Genomic DNA, 18,585 nt, shown 5'->3' on the forward strand with positions numbered 1-18,585 from the left:
CTCAGTCGACGATCGGCGGGAGCGACCGGCGGTCGTTCCTGGTCCAGGTCTCTTCGTCTTCCACCAGGTAGTCGGGCCGCTTCTCGCCGCCCTCCCCGCCCTTGCGTGAGTTGGCCGGGCGACCTGAGGCGCTCGTACGACCCACCTGCGAGGTGGATCCCTCCTGGGGCGCCTTGGCCGAGGGGCGGACCAGCCCTGAGCCGCCACTCGTAAAGGGTCGGCTTGCGGCGCGGCCCGGCTGAGTGCGGCCCCCCACGACTCCGCCGGTTTCGGAGGCAAGACGGCGACCCTGGCCAAGTCCTCCGGCCGAGCGGGCAGCATCACCGGCCGGCGAGCCCGGACTCATGGTCCGGCCCATCGGGGTACGGCCCTGGGCGTTCTCGTTACCGATGACCGTTCCACGCGGGATGCCACTCGCGGAGCGACCGGCGCTGGAGACCGGCCTTCCTCCCATGATCCCCGGTTCGCGGGGCATGCGGGGCAAGCTCCCGGACGAGTTGACCAGGCCAGACACCTGCGGAAGGCGGCTGACGCCAGGCAGGCGGGGCGACAGGGCGGAGTTGATGCCGCGCCCGCTCCCGAAGGTCTGCGGCACGCCAACTGGCAGACCGGGAAGGGAGACTTCCCGGTTCGGTACGGTCGGGCCCGTTGCCGGTGCGGGCGAAGTCTGTGGTCGCGGCACGGTGTCGACACTGTCGATGCCCAGGGAGACAGGCTCGGGACGGCTGCCCGGGTGACTGCTTGGGTGGCCTACGGCGTCGACGACAGGTGCGACCGAGGCGCGATGGGACGGGGGAGCCTCAACGCTGTGGGTGCGTTGCGCGGAAGTGTGAGCCGAAGCGCTGGTGCGTTCACCACTTGGGTATGAGGCGCTGCCCGGCAGGTATCCCTTGTCGTCCGAGTGCCACCACTCTTCGGGTGCTGCCCTTCCTGCCGGCGGTGCGAACGTGGGCGGAGGCACGCTGTTCACCTGCACTGCGGCGTATTCGTACGACTGAGCGAGCTTCCGCATCTGCTGAATCGCGGCCTGACGAGCCGATTCGAGACGGTGTTCCGCTCCTGCCGCATCGGTCTGCGCCGTTTGAGCCGCCTTGCGGGCGTCCGGGTCATTCCGCGCACCGGGCTGTTTGGCGGCGTTGATCGTCTTGTGCGCGGTGGCCAGGTCCGTTCGCGCCTGAGTCGACTCCGAGGTGTCCGGCATCGCTGCCTTGGCCTCGCCGATAGCCACCGTCACCCTGGCCATGAAGTCGGATGCGCTCTGGGCGTACTCACCAAGACGCAGCGTCGAACTGGCGGTCTGCCCACCCCAGTCCCGGAAGGCGTCACCGGCTTCGCCTTGCCATTCCAAGCCCTTGACGTACTTCATCAGGTCGTCGCCGATCTGACTGATTGTCGAAGCCGCATTCCCGAGCTTGCTCGAGAGGTGGGATGCGGAGCTCGGACTCGCGGAGTCCAGCATGGCCGCCAACTGCTCGTGCGTCATGGACTCGAAGTTTGTGGTGCTGAGCTTGGGCTCAGACTGCCCATCGTGCTCGCTCACGACCATCCCTCCTTGAACCGCTCTCCGTCCTTAGCGGCCGCAGCCGAGTCCTTCGCGTCCCGCGCATAAGGATCCCGCGCCGCGTCGTAATACTTCTCCGCCTCCGCGTTCACCGCCCGCATCCGCGCCTTGATGTCCTCGTCGAGGTTCTCGTAGCCCACGCGGGAGGCGTGGACCGCGAGGCTCATGCTCTCTATCTGCGCGCTGAGGGCCTTGGAGAGGTTCTCCAACTCGTCGTGGACGATGGTGTACGAGTCGTGGAGGAACTGCGCCTCCTTGAAGGTGGACGCCCCGAGCTGGGCCCGCGGCAGCCGGTCCTCGCCGACCTTGCCCGGTGCCGCCTCCGACTTGTCCAGCTCGACCAGCAGCGCGTCGACCCGCTTCTTGAAGCTCTTCATGGCGGTGTGCTGGATGTCCAGCGCCATCGCCGGATTGACCCCCGCCAGGGTGTCGAAGTCGGTCCCCGTGTCAGGAACCTTGCCGCCCCCGTCCGAACTCACCTCAGCCGCCTCCCCGTTCTCCCCGTGTCATCCCCGCCCCTTCGCTCGTTCGAACGCAGGAACGGGGGTGGTTTCCATCGATCACTCTAATGGCGTTGCGGAAGCAACCCCAGTTGAATAAGGGACGTTCCGCGCTTGCGGGAAACGAACACGCCACGCCCCGGCGGCATGGGACGCGCCCGTACCGTGCCGAGGATGTCGCCCTCGCTGGGGTCGCCCGAAAGAACGACGCCCTGTGCGCCCAGCTCCTTCACCCGCTGCATGAACGACTCGTACATGGCCCGCGAGGCACCCGCCTGGCTGCGGGCGATGATGAACTTCACGCCCACGTCCCGCGCGAACGGCAGATGCTCGACCAACTGACTCAGCGGATTACCGGAGTTGGTCGCCACCAGCTCGTAGTCGTCGATGATGACGAAGAGCTGCGGCCCGCTCCACCAACTGCGGTCGCGCAACTGCTGCGGGGTGATGTCCGGCTTCGGCGCGCGCATCTCCATGAACTGCCGGATCGCGTCCATGTGGACCTGCATCGCCGAGGCCATCGGCGCGTACTCCAGCAGGTGTTCCTCCCCGACCGCCTCCAGCATGGTGCGCCGGTAGTCACCGACGACGATGCGGGCCTCGGCCGGGGTGTACCGCTCGGCGATCTGCTTGGCGATCAGCCGCAGCAGGTTGGTCTTGCCGGACTCGCTCTCCCCGAAGACCAGGAAGAACGGGTCGGTGTCCAGGTCGACGAAGACCGGCTCCAGGTTGGCCTCGTCGATGCCGATCGCGATGCCCGCCTGCGGGAACTCGAAGCCCTTGGGAAGCTGGTCGGCCGGCAGCTTGCGCGGCAGCAGCCGCACCGTCGGGGCGGCGGGACCCTCCCAGCCGGCCTTGACCCGCTGCACCAGCGCGGCCGTCGCCTCGGACAGATCGCCCGCCGAGGAGGAGCCGTCGATGCGGGGGAGCGCGGTCATGAAGTGCAGCTTCTCAGCGACCTGGCCCCGGCCGGGCACGCCCGCCGGGACGTTCACCGCGACCTTGCGGTCGAACTCGGAGTCCATCGGGTCGCCCAGCCGCAGTTCGAGCCGGCTGAGGATCTGGTCCTTGAGGGCCGCGCGGACCTCCATGTAGCGCGACGCGGAGACGACGACATGGATGCCGTAGCCCAGACCCCGGCCCGCGATGTCGTTGACGACACCCTCCAGGCCCTCGTACTCCGTCTTGAAATTGCCCCAGCCGTCGATGACCAGGAACACGTCCCCCCATGCCTCGCCCGGCAGTTCGCCCGCCGCGCGGCGCCTGCGGTAGGTGGCCACGGAGTCGATGCCGTTCGTGCGGAAGAACTGCTCGCGGCGGTTGAGGATGCCCGCGACCTCCGCGACCGTACGGCGCACCCGCTCCGGGTCCAGCCGGGACGCGACCCCGCCCACGTGCGGGAGGTCGGCCAGGGAGGAGAGGCCGCCACCGCCGAAGTCCAGGCAGTAGAACTGTGTCTCCAGCGGGGTGTGGGTCAGCGCGAACGACGCGACCAGCGAGCGCAGCAGCGTCGACTTTCCGGACTGCGGGCCGCCGACGACCATCATGTGGCCGGCCGCTCCGGAGAAGTCCCGGTACAGCACCTCGCGCTTCTGCTCGAAGGGCTTGTCGATGAGGCCCAGCGGCACGGTCAGCGCGCCCGCGCGCGGGTACTCCGGCGCGTGCAGACCCCGCTCGGGCGAGACCGACAGCGCGGGCAGCAGGTGGTCCAGCGCGGGCGCCTCGTCCAGCGGGGGCAGCCACACCTGGTGCGCGGGCACTCCCTGGCCGTCGAGGCGCTGCACGACCACGTCCAGCACCGTGTCCGCCAGCGCGTCGTCCTCCGCGCGCGCGGCCCGCGCCCGCTCCTCGGCCGGATCGGGCGCCGCGTACGCCATCGGCACCGGAAGCGCCGTGAACCGCGCCGGACGGCGCTCCACCGGCGCGCTGCCCTGGGTGACCTCGGCGCCGCCCGCGCGGTACGTGCCCGAGACGTACGCCGCCTTGAAGCGCGTCATCTCGTCCGTGCCGAACTTCAGATAACCGGAACCGGGCACCGAGGGCAGGTGGTACGCGTCCGGCACCCCGAGCGCCGCCCGCGACTCGGCCGCGGAGAACGTCCGCAGACCGACCCGGTACGACAGATACGTGTCCAGACCGCGCAGCCGCCCCTCCTCCAACCGCTGCGAGGCCAGCAGCAGATGCACGCCCAGGGAGCGGCCGATGCGGCCGATCTGGATGAACATGTCGATGAAGTCGGGCTTGGCGGTGAGGAGTTCGCTGAACTCGTCGATCACCAGGACGAGCGAGGCCAGCGGCTCCAGCGGGGCACCGGCCGCGCGCGCCTTCTCGTAGTCGTGGATGTTGGCGTAGTTGCCCGCCGCCCGCAACAGCTCCTGACGGCGCTGGAGTTCACCCCGGATCGCGTCGCCCATGCGGTCGACCAGGGTGAGGTCGTCGGAGAGGTTGGTGATGACGGCCGCGACGTGCGGCATCTGGGACATGCCCGCGAAGGTCGCGCCGCCCTTGAAGTCCGCGAGGACGAAGTTCAGCGTCTCCGAGGAGTGCGTGACCGCGAGGCCCAGCACCAGGGTGCGCAGCAGCTCCGACTTGCCGGAGCCGGTCGCGCCCACGCACAGGCCGTGCGGGCCCATGCCGTCCTGCGCGGCCTCCTTCAGGTCCAGCATCACCGGCTGGCCGTCCTCGCCGACGCCGATCGGCACCCGCAGCCGCTCCGACATCGAGCGCGGCCGCCAGGTGCGCCGCACGTCCACCGAGGCGGCGTCCCCGAGGCCGAGCAGATCGGTGAAGTCCAGGTTGGACAGCAGCGGTTCGTCGTCGTCCCCGCCGCCCATCCGCAAGGGGGCGAGCTGCCGGGCCAGCGCCTCGGCGCCGGGCAGTGACAGCCCGTCGGGCGTGCCCTCGAAGGCCACGTCGCCACCGGAGTCCAGCCGCAGCCGCTCCGGGCGCACCACGATGGATAGGTCACCGCGCGGGGTGTCCAGCTCGCCGGGGACGACCTCCACGATGGTCACGCCCTGGAGGCCCTCGGCGGCCGCGAACACCGACGACGGCGGCACGATGCCGCCGTCGAGGACCACCAGGATGTGCGGCTGGTCCAGCAGCGGCTGCCCGCCCCGGCTGAACCGGGGCCGCTCCTCCAGCCGCCCGGCCAGCAACTGCTCCAGCTCACCGAGGTCGTCGCTGAACAGCCTGCGGGTGCCCGCGCCGTCGAACTGGCCCGGCAACTGGCAGTGCGGCAGCCACTTCGTCCAGTCCCAGCGCTCCGCCGCGCCCCGCGAGGCCACCACGGCCACGACGAGGTCGTCGGGGGAGTGCAGGGTCGTCGCCTGCGCCACCAGGGCGCGCGCGGCGGACTGGGCGCGCTCCGGGTCGCCGGAGACCGTCACGTGGTAGAAGGCGCGCAGCGACAGCGCCACCGGGAGGCCGTCCAACTGGCCGTGCACCGACAGGAAACGCTGCATGGCGCCCGCGCACAGCGGCTCCAGCTCGTCGACCGGCGCGGTCTGGGGCGCCATCAGGGGAGTGGCCAACTGCTGCGGGCCCAGGCCGATCCGGACCTGCCCGAAGTCCTCGTCCGCCACCCGCCGCTCCCACACCCGGCTGCCCTCGGCGACCAGCGACCACAACTGCTCGGGGGCGGGGTGCAGATAGAGCTGCGCGTCCCGCTGACGCAGGGCGGTCTTGCGTACCGTGCGCCGCGTCTGGGCCAGGTAGCGGAGGTAGTCACGGCGGACGTCGGCCATTTGCCCTTGCGTACCGCGACGGTGCCGGACGATCTGCGAGACGACCATCGCCGCCGTGGACACGAGCATGACCACACCCATGATCCGCATGAACGGATGGGCGTTCGGGGATGCGAAGTAGAACACCACGGAGGAGCCCATGCCGAGGGTCGGCAGGACCTGCATCAGCATGCCCTCCTGCTGCCCGCGCGGCAGCTCGGGAGGAGCCTCCAATTGCACCTCTTCAGAGGACACTTCGGGCGGCAGCGCACGAGGCGGGCGCTTGATGACGAGCTGGCTCACCGGAGCGTCAATCCTCCTGCGCGGACGATCGGTTGATCACCGGCACCCCCGTGGCGACGGTCGTCCTCCGCTTGCCGGCGATCCTACTGGTCACCACTGACACCGGGCCCCGGTAGGGTGACGCCCGCAGCGTGCGCATCCGCGAACAGGGGGTCTGTGAAGGTGACTACGACAGCGGCGACGGGATTCAGCAGGGTCACGGTCGTGGCACCCGACAGCCGCATCGACGTGGCGCTTCCGGTGGACATCGCCGTGGCCGACATCTACCCGGAGATACTGCGGCTGACCGGCCAGACCCAGGAGGTCGGCACCCCGGCCGGCTACCACCTGGTCCGCCGCGACGGCCGCGTGCTCGACAGCGCCCGCACCCTCGCCGACGAGGGCGTCCTGGACGGCGAGGTGCTCAGCCTGCGCCCCTTCGCCGAGTCCCTGCCGCCCGCCGTCTACGACGACGTCTCCGACGCCGTCGCCTCCGCCGTCGTCCGCGACCGGCACCTGTGGAGCGAGGACCTGCTGCGCGTCGCCGGACTCGCGGGCGGCGCCCTGCTGATCCTGCTGACCGGCTTCGTCCTCTGGTACGCCGACCCGGTCCGCCACGACATGCACGGCCTGCCCGGCGTCATCGCCGGCGGCCTCGGCGTGCTCCTCACCGCCTTCGCCGGAGTCCGCGCGCGGGTGTACGGCGACCGGGGCGCGGCCGTCGCCGTGGGACTCGGCGCGCTGCCGCTGCTGATGATCGCCGGCTCCGGGATCATCGGCGCACCGGCGGCCCAGGGTCCGGGCAAGCTCCAGTTCATGCTCGGCTGCGTGGCCGTCCTCATCGCCTCGGTCGTCCTGGTGGCGCTCACGCCCGGCGGGGACGCCCCCTTCGTCGCCGCCTCCTTCCTGGCGACCGTCGGCACCGTCGCGACCTTCGTGGCGCTGCTCGCCGACGCCTCCGCCACCGCGACCGCCGCCGTGTGCGCCCCCGTCGCCATCGGCCTGGTCGCCTTCCTGCCGGGCCTCTCAGCCCGCTTCGCCCGGCTGCCCATCGGCTACGCCTCGCCGCACTCCGCCACCGACGACGCCTTCGACCCGGACGCCGCGCAGGGCGCCGACGCCGAACCGCTGGACGCCGACCTCGTGGCCGCCCAGGCCCGGCGCGGCCACGAGATGCTGCTCGGCCTGGTCGGCGGCACCGCGGCCCTGGTCGTCGCCTCCGCCGCCGTCCTCGGGTTCTGCGACAACGTCTGGGGCCAGCTCCTCGCGCTCACCACCGGCCTCGCCATGCTGATCCGCGCGCGGCTGTTCCGCTACACCGCCCAGGTCTCCTGCGTCCTGGTCGCCGGCCTCGCCGCCGTCGCGCTGCTGCTGCTCGGCCTCGCCCTGAACCCGCCCCACGCGGCCCTCACCGACTTCGTGCTCCACCAGGACCGGGGCGCCCTCGACCTGCGCACCGCCTGGCTGACGGCGGCCGTCGCCGCGGGCGCGGTACTGATCACCGCGATCGGCCTGATCGTCCCCAGCAAGGGCCTGTCCCCCTTCTGGGGCCGCTTCCTCGACCTCGCCGAGGGCGCCGTCCTGCTCGCCCTGGCCCCCCTGTGCCTCGCCACCCTCGGCGTCCTCGCGGACGTACGCGCGATGGTGGGTTAGGCGCCGTGAAGAGGCCCCGGACGGCCCTGGTACCCTGAGTGACGGCCGTTCGTGTACGCACCCCCGGAGCACCGCTCTGGAGGCCGCGCTCAGCGAGTCCCCGCCTCCCGAGTAACGGAAGCTCCCCCGAGATTCAGACCGGGGGCACTCGGTGGCAACCACCATGAGGAGTACGAGTGTCTCTCGACGCCGCTACGAAGAAGCAGATCATCGCCGAGTTCGGCCAGAAGGAGGGCGACACCGGCTCCCCCGAGGTCCAGGTCGCCATGCTGTCGCGCCGGATCTCCGACCTGACCGAGCACCTCAAGGCCCACAAGCACGACCACCACTCCCGCCGTGGTCTGCTGATCCTGGTCGGCCAGCGCCGCCGCCTGCTGCAGTACCTGGCCAAGAAGGACATCCAGCGCTTCCGCGCCCTGGTCGACCGCCTCGGCATCCGCCGCGGTGCGGCCGGCGCCAAGTAAGTCGCCATGAGGGAGCGGTTCCCGAGCCTGTCGGGAACCGCTCCTTTTGTGCTGTACGGGCCCACCGCCCGTACCCGCCGCAGGTGCGGAAACGTGCGGACTGTCACTCCCCCTTTGTAGGGTGTTGGCACAACGCATCACGTACGACACAGAACGAGGAGACGCGCACCGCGCCGCCGCCGGTCCTCGGTAGTGGCCCCCAGGGGGGAAGAGAGCCCCTGGGTGCTTCGATCGAAGACCGGCCCGCACCAGACGGAGCGCTTCTCCCACCACCGTCCCCACGCCACACGGGCGAGCGGGACGAAGACGAGGAGAGAACGCTAGTGGAGAACGAGACCCACTACGCCGAGGCCGTCATCGACAACGGTTCCTTCGGCACCCGCACCATCCGCTTCGAGACGGGCCGCCTGGCCAAGCAGGCCGCCGGCTCCGCCGTGGCGTACCTGGACGACGACACCATGGTGATGTCGGCCACCACCGCCTCCAAGGCCCCCAAGGACCAGCTCGACTTCTTCCCCCTCACGGTGGACGTCGAAGAGCGCATGTACGCCGCCGGCAAGATCCCCGGCAGCTTCTTCCGCCGCGAGGGCCGCCCCTCCGAGGACGCGATCCTCACCTGCCGCCTGATCGACCGCCCGCTGCGCCCGTCCTTCAAGAAGGGCCTGCGCAACGAGATCCAGGTCGTCGCCACGATCATGGCGCTCAACCCGGACCACCTGTACGACGTCGTGGCGATCAACGCCGCGTCCGCGTCGACGCAGCTCGCCGGCCTGCCCTTCTCCGGCCCGATCGGCGGCGTCCGCGTCGCGCTGATCCGCGGCCAGTGGGTCGCGTTCCCGACGCACACCGAGCTCGAGGACGCCGTCTTCGACATGGTGGTCGCCGGCCGCGTCCTGGAGGACGGCGATGTCGCGATCATGATGGTCGAGGCCGAGGCCACCGACCAGACGATCAAGCTGGTCGAGGGCGGCGCCGAGGCGCCCACCGAGGAGGTCGTGGCCGCCGGCCTCGAGGCCGCCAAGCCCTTCATCAAGGTCCTGTGCCGCGCGCAGGCCGACCTCGCCTCCAAGGCCGCCAAGCCCGAGGGCGAGTTCCCGATCTTCCTGGACTACCAGGACGACGTGTACCAGGCCCTGAAGAAGGCCGTGCAGCCCGAGCTGGCCCAGGCGCTCACCATCGCCGGCAAGCAGGAGCGCGAGGCCGAGCTGGACCGCGTCAAGGGTCTGGCCGCCGAGAAGCTCCTGCCGGAGTTCGAGGGCCGCGAGAAGGAGATCTCCGCCGCTTACCGCGCGCTGACCAAGCAGTTGGTCCGCGAGCGTGTGATCAAGGAGAAGAAGCGCATCGACGGCCGCGGCGTCACGGACATCCGTACGCTCGCCGCCGAGGTCGAGGCCATCCCGCGCGTGCACGGCTCGGCGCTGTTCGAGCGTGGCGAGACCCAGATCCTGGGCATCACCACCCTGAACATGCTCCGCATGGAGCAGCAGCTCGACACCCTCTCCCCGGTGACGCGCAAGCGCTACATGCACAACTACAACTTCCCGCCGTACTCCGTCGGCGAGACCGGCCGCGTCGGCTCCCCGAAGCGCCGCGAGATCGGCCACGGCGCCCTCGCCGAGCGCGCCCTCGTGCCGGTGCTGCCGACGCGCGAGGAGTTCCCCTACGCGATCCGCCAGGTGTCCGAGGCCCTCGGCTCCAACGGTTCGACGTCCATGGGCTCGGTCTGCGCCTCCACCATGTCGATGCTGAACGCCGGTGTGCCCCTCAAGGCCCCCGTCGCCGGTATCGCCATGGGCCTGATCTCCGAGCAGGCCGACGGCGAGACGCACTACGTCACCCTCACCGACATCCTCGGTGCGGAGGACGCCTTCGGCGACATGGACTTCAAGGTCGCCGGTACCAAGGACTTCGTGACCGCCCTCCAGCTCGACACCAAGCTGGACGGCATCCCGGCGTCCGTCCTGGCCGCGGCCCTCAAGCAGGCCCGTGACGCCCGTCTCCACATCCTCGACGTGATGATGGAGGCCATCGACCGGCCCGACGAGATGTCCCCGCACGCCCCGCGGATCATCACCGTCAAGATCCCGGTCGACAAGATCGGTGAGGTCATCGGCCCGAAGGGCAAGATGATCAACCAGATCCAGGAGGACACCGGCGCCGAGATCACGATCGAGGACGACGGCACCATCTACATCGGTGCCGCCGACGGCCCCTCCGCCGAGGCCGCCCGCGCCACGATCAACGGCATCGCCAACCCGACGATGCCCGAGGTCGGCGAGCGCTACCTGGGTACGGTCGTGAAGACCACCACCTTCGGCGCGTTCGTCTCCCTGCTCCCCGGCAAGGACGGTCTGCTGCACATCTCGCAGATCCGCAAGCTCGCCGGCGGCAAGCGCGTGGAGAACGTCGAGGACGTCCTCGGTGTGGGCCAGAAGGTCCAGGTCGAGATCGCCGAGATCGACTCCCGCGGCAAGCTCTCCCTCATCCCCGTGATCGAGGGCGAGGACGGCTCGGACGACAAGAAGGACGACGCCGACCAGTGACGTCCCGTAGCTTCAAGGCGACGGCCCGCACCTCCTCGGAGGCGCGGGCCGTCGCCCGTACCCAAACCCTCATCAAGGGCCGGGACGGCATCGGCACCGTCCGCCGGACCACCCTCCCCGGCGGCCTGCGCATCGTCACCGAGACGCTGCCCTCCGTGCGCTCGGCCACCTTCGGCATCTGGGCGCACGTCGGCTCCCGCGACGAGACCCCCGCGCTGAACGGCGCCACGCACTACCTGGAGCACCTGCTCTTCAAGGGCACCGACAAGCGCTCCGCCCTCGACATCTCCGCCGCGGTCGACGCCGTCGGCGGCGAGATGAACGCGTTCACGGCCAAGGAGTACACGTGCTACTACGCACGCGTGCTCGACACCGACCTGCCGCTCGCCATCGACGTGGTGTGCGACATGCTGACCGGCTCGCTGATCCGCGAGGAGGACGTCGACGTCGAACGCGGCGCCATCCTCGAAGAGATCGCCATGACCGAGGACGACGCCGGTGACTGCGTGCACGACCTGTTCGCGCACACCATGTTCGGCGACAACGCGCTCGGCCGCCCGGTCCTCGGCACGGTCGACACCGTCAACGCCCTCACCGCCGACCGCATCCGCCGCTTCTACAAGAAGCACTACGACCCGACCCACCTCGTGGTCGCGGCCGCCGGCAACATCGACCACGCCACGGTCGTCCGCCAGGTCCGCGCCGCCTTCGAGAAGTCGGGCGCCCTGCGGGACAACGGTGCCCAGCCCATCGCCCCGCGCGAGGGCAGCCGCACCATCCGCACCGCGGGCCGCGTCGAACTGGTCGGCCGCAAGACCGAGCAGGCCCATGTCATCCTCGGCATGCCCGGCCTCGCCCGCACCGACGACCGCCGCTGGGCCATGGGCGTGCTCAACACCGCCCTCGGTGGCGGTATGTCCTCCCGGCTCTTCCAGGAGGTCCGGGAGAAGCGCGGCCTGGCCTACAGCGTGTACTCCTACACCTCGGCCTTCGCCGACTGCGGCCTGTTCGGGGTGTACGCGGGCTGCCGCCCGAGCCAGGTGCACGACGTGCTGAAGATCTGCCGGGACGAGCTGGACCAGGTCGCCGCGAACGGCCTCAGCGACGACGAGGTCAACCGGGCCATCGGCCAGATGAAGGGCGGCACCGTCCTCGGCCTGGAGGACACCGGCGCGCTGATGAACCGTATCGGCAAGAGCGAGCTGTGCTGGGGCGACCACATGTCGGTGGACGACATGCTGGCCCGGATCGCCGCGGTGACCCCGGACGAGGTCCGTTCCGTCGCCCGCGACATCCTGGGACAGCGCCCGTCGCTGTCGGTCATAGGCCCGCTGAAGGACAAGCAGGCCGCCCGGCTCGACGACGCGGTCGCCTGACCACCGGTCCCTCAACTGCGGTAAGGAAACGAAGAGATGAGCAAGCTGCGCGTGGCGGTCCTCGGCGGAGGCGGCCGTATCGGGTCCGAGGCGGTACGGGCCGTCGAGGCCGCCGAGGACATGGAGCTGGTCGCGTCCCTCGGCCGGGGCGACAAGCTGGAGACGCTGGTGGACGCCGGCGCCCAGGTCGCCGTCGACCTCACCACCCCGGCCTCGGTCATGGGCAACCTCGACTTCTGTGTGCGCCACGGCATCCACGCGGTCGTCGGCACCACCGGCTGGACCGACGAACGCCTCGCGCAGCTAAGGGGGTGGCTCGACCAGTCCCCGGAGACGGGCGTGCTCATCGCCCCGAACTTCTCCATCGGCGCCGTCCTCACCATGAAGTTCGCGCAGATCGCCGCGCCTTACTTCGAGTCGGTGGAGGTCGTCGAGCTGCACCACCCCAACAAGGTGGACGCTCCCTCCGGCACCGCCACTCGCACCGCCCAGCTCATCGCCGAGGCCCGCCGCAAGGCCGGCACCGCCGAGGCCCCGGACGCCACGGTCACCGCGCTGGACGGGGCCCGGGGCGCGGACGTGGACGGGGTGCCCGTGCACGCGGTCCGGCTGCGCGGCCTCCTGGCCCACCAGGAGGTCCTGCTGGGCGGCGAGGGTGAGACCCTCACCCTCCGCCACGACTCGCTGCACCACAGCAGCTTCATGCCGGGCATCCTGCTCGGTGTGCGCCGGGTGGGGTCCGCTCCGGGCCTCACCTTCGGCCTCGAACACTTCCTGGACCTGGGCTGAGTACCCCCACCTCATGCGCGCGAAGATCACTTACCTCGTCACGGCCGCCGTCCTGGTCTTCTACTTCGTCCTGGTCGGCAGCCGGGGCGTGATGCTCATCCAGTCCGGCACGCTCCTCACCGTCACCTTCGGCGTGGCCGTGCTGATCCTGCCGGTCATCGGCGTCTGGTTCCTCTGGAAGAACACCCAGTTCGTCCGCCGGGCCAACCAGCTCGCCGCCGAACTGGAGGCCGAGGGCGGCCTGCCCGTCGACGAGCTGCGCCGCACCCCGGACGGCCGGATCGACCGCGACTCGGCCGACGAGGTGTTCGCCCGGCGCAAGGCCGAGACCGAGGCCGCCCCGGACGACTGGCGGAGCTGGTTCCGGCTCGCCGTCGCCTACCACGACGCCCGCGACACCCCGCGCGCCCGCAGGACGATGCAGCGCGCCATCGCCCTGCACGACGGCCGCCACCTCCCGGCCTGACCCCTCAGCCCCGCCGGTACTCCGCGGCCCATGCCTCGATCGTGTCCGAGGCCCGGTCGAAGCCGGCGGGGCGGTTCAGGAAGTCCAGCGAGTGCGTGGTCAGCAGCGGGGGAGTGTCGTCGGGCGCGCGGTCGTTGCGGACCAGCGTCAGCGCCTGCCCTTGCACCGTGCGGGGCAGGCCCAGCCAGCGCACCGGCTGCTGTGCCGTCCGCAGTGAGACCACTCGCTCCCAGGGCACCGTGCGCGTCACGAGGAAGTAGACCTGGCGCAGGCCGCGCGGGCTGACCCAGACGCCCATGCGCAGCACCCGCAGCGCGCCGACGACGATCGCCCCGGCGAGCACGAAGGTGACCCCGGCTGAGGTCGTGGTGCCGGTCAGGGCGGTGAGCACGGCCCCGAACAGCACGAACGAGGAGAACAGCAGCCCCAGCGCCGCCCCGCCCACCCGCCACGGGCCGGGACGGTACGGGCGCCGCCAGCGGTCCCGGTCGTCATAGGGCAGCGAGCTGTCGTCGGCCGCCTCGAAAGTGCGGTCGGCCGTAAGGAAGGGCAGGGGCACGGCTGTTCCTCGCAAGGTCCTCGCACGGGCTTGTGCCCGGTGAGGCTATCCGCCTGTGGCGGGGCTCACCAGCCGTGGGAGGCCACAAGGGTCAGTGACCCGGCGCCGCCTGCGACTGACCGGCCGGCGGCGCGGGCGGAGTGGACAGCGCGGGCATGCCCACTATGAGCGCGCCCACTATCCCGGCGACCAGCGTCAGCACGAGCAGCGACCGCCCGGCCCGCTCCGCGCGGGACGCGCGCTCGGGGGGCGGGGGAGTGACATTGCCGCGGAACCTGTCGGCCTCGGCGACGAAGGCGAAGGGTACGGGCTCACGACGACGGAACATCTGGGGTGGGTCTCCTTCCGGGGGTCTACCGACCTCACCTCTTCAGACGACGGAGTGACCCAAAAGGTGCCCATGTCCGGAAAACCGCTGGATGCGATTTTTGAGGTGAGGTGTTGCTCTGACCGGTGCGCGTGCCCCGTATGGTGGCTGCAAACCGCAGAAGTGATGGAAGGACCTTTGTGACCACCCCCGAGCCGCTCACGCTCCGTAGCGACGTCACCGTCGAGCTGGTGAAATCCAGCGCCTCCGACAGCGACGTCCTCTTCGCCGCCCGTGTCTCCACCCTGGGCGAGCAGTCCCTGGACGAGCTCCAGAAGGACCCCGAGCGCTCCAAGGGCCTCATCAACTACCTGGTGCGGGACCGGCACGGCAGCCCCTTCGAGCACAACTCGATGACCTTCCTCATCAGCGCCCCGATCTTCGTCTTCCGCGAGTTCATGCGGCACCGCGTCGGCTGGTCCTACAACGAGGAATCGGGCCGCTACCGGGAGCTGCAGCCGGTCTTCTACGTCCCCGACACCTCCCGCAAGCTGGTCCAGGAGGGCCGCCCGGGCAAGTACGTCTTCGTCGAGGGCAGCCCCGCCCAGTACGACGCGGTGCGCGACACCCTGACGGAGTCCTACGAGCAGGCGTACGCCGCCTACCAGAAGCTCCTCGCCGAGGGCGTCGCCCGCGAGGTCGCCCGCGCGGCCCTCCCGGTCGGCCTGTACTCCTCGATGTACGCCACCTGCAACGCGCGCTCCCTGATGCACTTCCTGGGCCTGCGCACCCAGCACGAGCTGGCCAAGGTGCCGTCCTTCCCGCAGCGGGAGATCGAGATGGTGGGCGAGAAGATGGAGGCCGAGTGGGCCCGTCTGATGCCACTCACCTACGCCGCCTTCAACGCCAACGGCCGCGTCGCCCCGTAACCCTGTTCCCCCGCGCGGAACGGATGTACGGATCAGCCTCCCGAAGTGTCCGTATTGCGGCATTTAGAGAAGTTCATCTAGCCTGATCAAACGGACCCGGCACTGCTTGAACCCCCGAGCAGGCAGTGCCGGGCTCCTTGTTGGCCAGAGTGTGACCGGCGTTTGTCCTGACTTTCCCGACACCCCACGGGCAGACCATGGATCGAGTACCGAGTAGCGTGTCACCCATGGCTCCGACCTCGACTCCGCAGACCCCCTTCGGGCGGGTCCTCACCGCCATGGTCACGCCCTTCACGGCGGACGGCGCACTCGACCTCGACGGCGCGCAGCGGCTCGCCGCCCACCTGGTGGACGCAGGCAACGACGGCCTGATCGTCAATGGCACCACCGGCGAGTCACCCACCACCAGCGACGCGGAGAAATCGGACCTCGTACGAGCCGTCGTGGAAGCGGTCGGCGACCGCGCCCGCGTCGTGGCCGGAGTCGGCACCAACGACACCCACCACACCCTCGAACTGGCCCGCCAGGCCGAACGCGACGGCGCACACGGCCTGCTGGTCGTCACGCCGTACTACAACAAGCCCCCGCAGGAGGGTCTGTACCGCCACTTCACGGCCGTCGCCGACAACACCGGCCTCCCGGTGATGCTCTACGACATCCCCGGCCGCAGCGGCGTCCCGATCAGCACCGAGACCCTGGTCCGCCTCGCGGAGCACCCCCGGATCGTCGCCAACAAGGACGCCAAGGGCGACCTCGGCCGCGCGAGCTGGGCCATCGCCCGCTCCGGCCTCGCCTGGTACTCCGGCGACGACATGCTGAACCTCCCCCTGCTCTCCGTCGGCGCCGTCGGCTTCGTCTCCGTCGTCGGCCACCTCGTCGCCCCCGACCTGCGCGCCCTCGTGGACGCGTACACCTCGGGCGACGTCGTCAAGGCCGCCGAGATCCACCAGAAGCTGCTCCCGGTGTACACCGGCGTCTTCCGCACCCAGGGCGTCATGACCACCAAGGCCGCGCTCGCCCTGCTGGGCCTGCCCGCCGGTCCGCTGCGCGCCCCCATGGTCGAGTGCTCCCCGGAGGAGACCGCCCAGCTCAAGATCGATCTTGCGGCCGGCGGGGTACAGCTCTGACAACAGACTTCAGCACCATCCGAGCCACACAACCGCAGTACACAACAGCACAGCGGGCGCACCGGCGTCCCGCCCCCCTTATGACAACCGCACGCACTGAACGTCACGCGCGCCACGTGCCCACCGGTACGTGGCGCGTGTGGTCAGGAGAGTCTTTTGAGTCATCCGCACCCTGAACTGGCCCCGCCGCCGCCGCTCGCCAAGGGCGGCCTGCGCGTCACCCCCCTCGGCGGTCTCGGTGAGATCGGCCGGAACATGACGGTCTTCGAGTACGACGGCCGGCTGCTGATCGTCGACTGCGGCGTGCTCTTCCCCGAGGAGGAGCAGCCCGGAATCGACCTGATCCTGCCGGACTTCTCGTCCATCCGGGACCGCCTCGACGACATCGAGGGCATCGTCCTCACGCACGGCCACGAGGACCACATCGGCGCGGTCCCCTACCTGCTGCGCGAGAAGCCCGACATCCCGCTGATCGGCTCCAAGCTGACCCTCGCGCTGATCGAGGCCAAGCTCCAGGAGCACCGCATCCGCCCGTACACCCTGGAGGTGGAGGCGGGCGACCGTGAGCGGGTCGGCCCCTTCGACCTCGAGTTCGTCGCGGTCAACCACTCCATCCCGGACGCCCTCGCGGTCGCCATCCGCACCCCGGCCGGCATGGTCGTGCACACCGGCGACTTCAAGATGGACCAGCTCCCGCTGGACGGCCGGCTCACCGACCTGCACGCCTTCGCGCGCCTGAGCGAGGAGGGCATCGACCTCCTCCTCTCGGACTCCACGAACGCCGAGGTACCCGGCTTCGTCCCGCCCGAGCGCGACATCTCCAACGTGCTGGACAACGTCTTCCAGGGCGCGCACAGCCGCATCATCGTGGCGAGCTTCGCCAGCCATGTGCACCGCATCCAGCAGATCCTGGACACCGCCCAGAAGTACGGCCGCAAGGTCGCCTTCGTCGGCCGCTCCATGGTCCGCAACATGGGCATCGCGCGCGACCTCGGCTACCTGAAGGTCCCGCCGGGCCTGGTCGTCGACGTCAAGCAGCTCGACGACCTGCCGGCCGACAAGGTCGTCCTGGTCTGCACGGGCTCCCAGGGCGAGCCGATGGCGGCCCTGTCCCGCATGGCCAACCGGGACCACCAGATCCGCATCGTCGAGGGCGACACGGTCATCCTGGCCTCGTCCCTCATCCCGGGCAACGAGAACGCGGTCTACCGCGTGATCAACGGCCTGACCCGCTGGGGCGCCAACGTCGTGCACAAGGGCAACGCCAAGGTGCACGTCTCGGGCCACGCGTCCGCGGGCGAGCTGCTGTACTTCTACAACATCTGCCGCCCGAAGAACCTCATGCCGGTCCACGGCGAGTGGCGCCACCTGCGCGCCAACGCCGAGCTGGGCGCCGCGACCGGCGTCCCGCACGACCGGATCGTCATCGCCGAGGACGGCGTCGTCGTCGACCTGGTCGAGGGCAAGGCGAAGATCGCGGGCAAGGTCCAGGCCGGTTACGTCTACGTCGACGGCCTCTCGGTCGGCGATGTGCGCGAGCCCGCGCTGAAGGACCGCAAGATCCTCGGCGACGAGGGCATCATCTCGGTCTTCGTGGTGATGGACGCGTCCACCGGCAAGATCACCGGTGGCCCGCACATCCAGGCCCGTGGCTCCGGCATCGACGACGGTGCCTTCGCGGAGGTCCTCCCGAAGATCACGGAGTCGCTGGAGCGGTCCGCCCAGGACGGCGTGGTGGAGCCCCACCAGCTCCAGCAGCTCATCCGGCGGACGCTCGGCAAGTGGGTCTCGGACACCTACCGCCGGCGCCCGATGATCCTCCCGGTCGTCGTCGAGGTCTGATCCACAACGCGCTGACCTGCACTGGGGCCCCTCGACACCGGTCGAGGGGTCCCAGTCGTGCCGCCGGGGGAACACCCGCTCGAAAAAATCTTGACAGGACGGGTTGACACCCCCATGGCCGATCCGTAGAGTTCTTGGTCTGCCCCGGAGCCGTAACGGTTCCGCGGCGGCACCTCGCCGCAACAGCGGCACTCAACCTCCAGTACGACCATCCCCCTGGGATTGCTTTCGGCGCGTCCGAATTCAATTCGAATGGGAGCCGGCGACCCGATTAGGAACTGCCGGGGATGATCCGCTAAGGTTTGAGACGTCGGAACGGCCCAGCGGGCCGGGAGGACAACCCCCTCTGACTGGGAATCAGACGCCGAAAGGATCTGATAGAGTCGGAACCGCCGGAAAGGGAAACGCGAAAGCGAAAACCTGGAAAGCACCGAGGAAATCGGATCGGAAAAAGATCTGATA

At 70.1% G+C, this 18,585-nt stretch carries 14 protein-coding genes; 9 read left to right on the top strand and 5 right to left on the bottom strand.

Annotation, left to right across the window (positions count from 1 at the left end; genetic code table 11):
- Position 1 precedes the first annotated feature (1 nt).
- The 3 genes from E5083_RS30805 to eccCa all read right to left on the bottom strand — a co-directional run bounded on the left by E5083_RS30805 (position 2) and on the right by eccCa (position 6,089).
- On the bottom strand, positions 2-1,540 hold the full coding sequence (locus E5083_RS30805) for a hypothetical protein (RefSeq protein ID WP_244317717.1): 1,539 nt from the start codon (positions 1,538-1,540) through the stop codon (positions 2-4).
- Positions 1,537-2,040, bottom strand: a complete 504-nt coding sequence (locus E5083_RS30810) for a hypothetical protein (protein WP_135788974.1) — start codon at positions 2,038-2,040, stop codon at positions 1,537-1,539. The genes E5083_RS30805 and E5083_RS30810 overlap by 4 nt, the downstream gene beginning before the upstream one ends.
- A gap of 86 nt (positions 2,041-2,126) precedes the next feature.
- Entirely contained in the window at positions 2,127-6,089 is a 3,963-nt protein-coding gene (gene eccCa / locus E5083_RS30815; protein WP_135788975.1) for a type VII secretion protein EccCa, read from the bottom strand.
- A 162-nt stretch (positions 6,090-6,251) separates the two neighbouring features.
- Between eccCa and eccD the strand changes: the two genes are divergently transcribed.
- The 6 genes from eccD (at position 6,252) to E5083_RS30845 (ending at position 13,359) form a co-directional block, all read left to right on the top strand.
- Positions 6,252-7,721 (top strand): type VII secretion integral membrane protein EccD, encoded by a 1,470-nt coding sequence (eccD, locus tag E5083_RS30820; protein ID WP_167513682.1) that lies wholly within the window; start codon positions 6,252-6,254, stop codon positions 7,719-7,721.
- Positions 7,722-7,897: 176 nt separating this feature from the next.
- A complete protein-coding gene (gene rpsO / locus E5083_RS30825; RefSeq protein ID WP_030816847.1) occupies positions 7,898-8,185 on the top strand; it encodes a 30S ribosomal protein S15 in 288 nt (95 codons plus the stop codon).
- Positions 8,186-8,508: 323 nt separating this feature from the next.
- The gene (locus E5083_RS30830) at positions 8,509-10,728 is read left to right on the top strand and encodes a polyribonucleotide nucleotidyltransferase (RefSeq protein ID WP_031183474.1); all 2,220 of its coding nucleotides are present in this window, start codon (positions 8,509-8,511) and stop codon (positions 10,726-10,728) included.
- Entirely contained in the window at positions 10,725-12,104 is a 1,380-nt protein-coding gene (locus tag E5083_RS30835; protein ID WP_135788977.1) for a M16 family metallopeptidase, read from the top strand. The genes E5083_RS30830 and E5083_RS30835 overlap by 4 nt, the downstream gene beginning before the upstream one ends.
- A gap of 36 nt (positions 12,105-12,140) precedes the next feature.
- A complete protein-coding gene (gene dapB / locus E5083_RS30840; RefSeq protein WP_135788978.1) occupies positions 12,141-12,893 on the top strand; it encodes a 4-hydroxy-tetrahydrodipicolinate reductase in 753 nt (250 codons plus the stop codon).
- A 13-nt stretch (positions 12,894-12,906) separates the two neighbouring features.
- Entirely contained in the window at positions 12,907-13,359 is a 453-nt protein-coding gene (locus tag E5083_RS30845; protein ID WP_135788979.1) for a tetratricopeptide repeat protein, read from the top strand.
- A gap of 4 nt (positions 13,360-13,363) precedes the next feature.
- Here E5083_RS30845 and E5083_RS30850 read toward each other — a convergent pair whose 3' ends face one another.
- Together E5083_RS30850 and E5083_RS30855 are read right to left on the bottom strand one after the other, a co-directional pair.
- Complete coding sequence (locus E5083_RS30850) at positions 13,364-13,918, bottom strand: hypothetical protein (RefSeq protein WP_135788980.1); 555 nt, start codon at positions 13,916-13,918, stop codon at positions 13,364-13,366.
- Positions 13,919-14,009: 91 nt separating this feature from the next.
- Complete coding sequence (locus E5083_RS30855) at positions 14,010-14,246, bottom strand: hypothetical protein (RefSeq protein ID WP_135788981.1); 237 nt, start codon at positions 14,244-14,246, stop codon at positions 14,010-14,012.
- A 140-nt stretch (positions 14,247-14,386) separates the two neighbouring features.
- Here E5083_RS30855 and thyX point away from each other — a divergent pair, with 140 nt between their 5' ends.
- From thyX to E5083_RS30870, 3 genes are all read left to right on the top strand, one after another.
- The gene (gene thyX / locus E5083_RS30860) at positions 14,387-15,154 is read left to right on the top strand and encodes an FAD-dependent thymidylate synthase (RefSeq protein ID WP_051720629.1); all 768 of its coding nucleotides are present in this window, start codon (positions 14,387-14,389) and stop codon (positions 15,152-15,154) included.
- Between the two features lie 227 nt (positions 15,155-15,381).
- On the top strand, positions 15,382-16,281 hold the full coding sequence (dapA, locus tag E5083_RS30865; protein WP_135788982.1) for a 4-hydroxy-tetrahydrodipicolinate synthase: 900 nt from the start codon (positions 15,382-15,384) through the stop codon (positions 16,279-16,281).
- A gap of 156 nt (positions 16,282-16,437) precedes the next feature.
- Complete coding sequence (locus E5083_RS30870) at positions 16,438-18,123, top strand: ribonuclease J (RefSeq protein WP_031183467.1); 1,686 nt, start codon at positions 16,438-16,440, stop codon at positions 18,121-18,123.
- The last annotated feature ends 462 nt before the right edge of the window (positions 18,124-18,585 follow it).

This window comes from Streptomyces bauhiniae (assembly GCF_004784475.1).
Taxonomy (GTDB): domain Bacteria; phylum Actinomycetota; class Actinomycetes; order Streptomycetales; family Streptomycetaceae; genus Streptomyces; species Streptomyces seoulensis.

What these genes read in the sequence shown, in the direction of transcription:
- E5083_RS30845 (WP_135788979.1), top strand. Translation starts at nt 12,907, where the DNA reads ATGCGCGCGAAGATCACTTACCTCGTCACGGCCGCCGTCCTGGTCTTC.
- dapA (WP_135788982.1), top strand. Translation starts at nt 15,382, where the DNA reads ATGGCTCCGACCTCGACTCCGCAGACCCCCTTCGGGCGGGTCCTCACC.
- dapB (WP_135788978.1), top strand. Translation starts at nt 12,141, where the DNA reads ATGAGCAAGCTGCGCGTGGCGGTCCTCGGCGGAGGCGGCCGTATCGGG.
- E5083_RS30855 (WP_135788981.1), bottom strand. Translation starts at nt 14,246, where the DNA reads ATGTTCCGTCGTCGTGAGCCCGTACCCTTCGCCTTCGTCGCCGAGGCC.
- thyX (WP_051720629.1), top strand. Translation starts at nt 14,387, where the DNA reads ATGGTGGCTGCAAACCGCAGAAGTGATGGAAGGACCTTTGTGACCACC.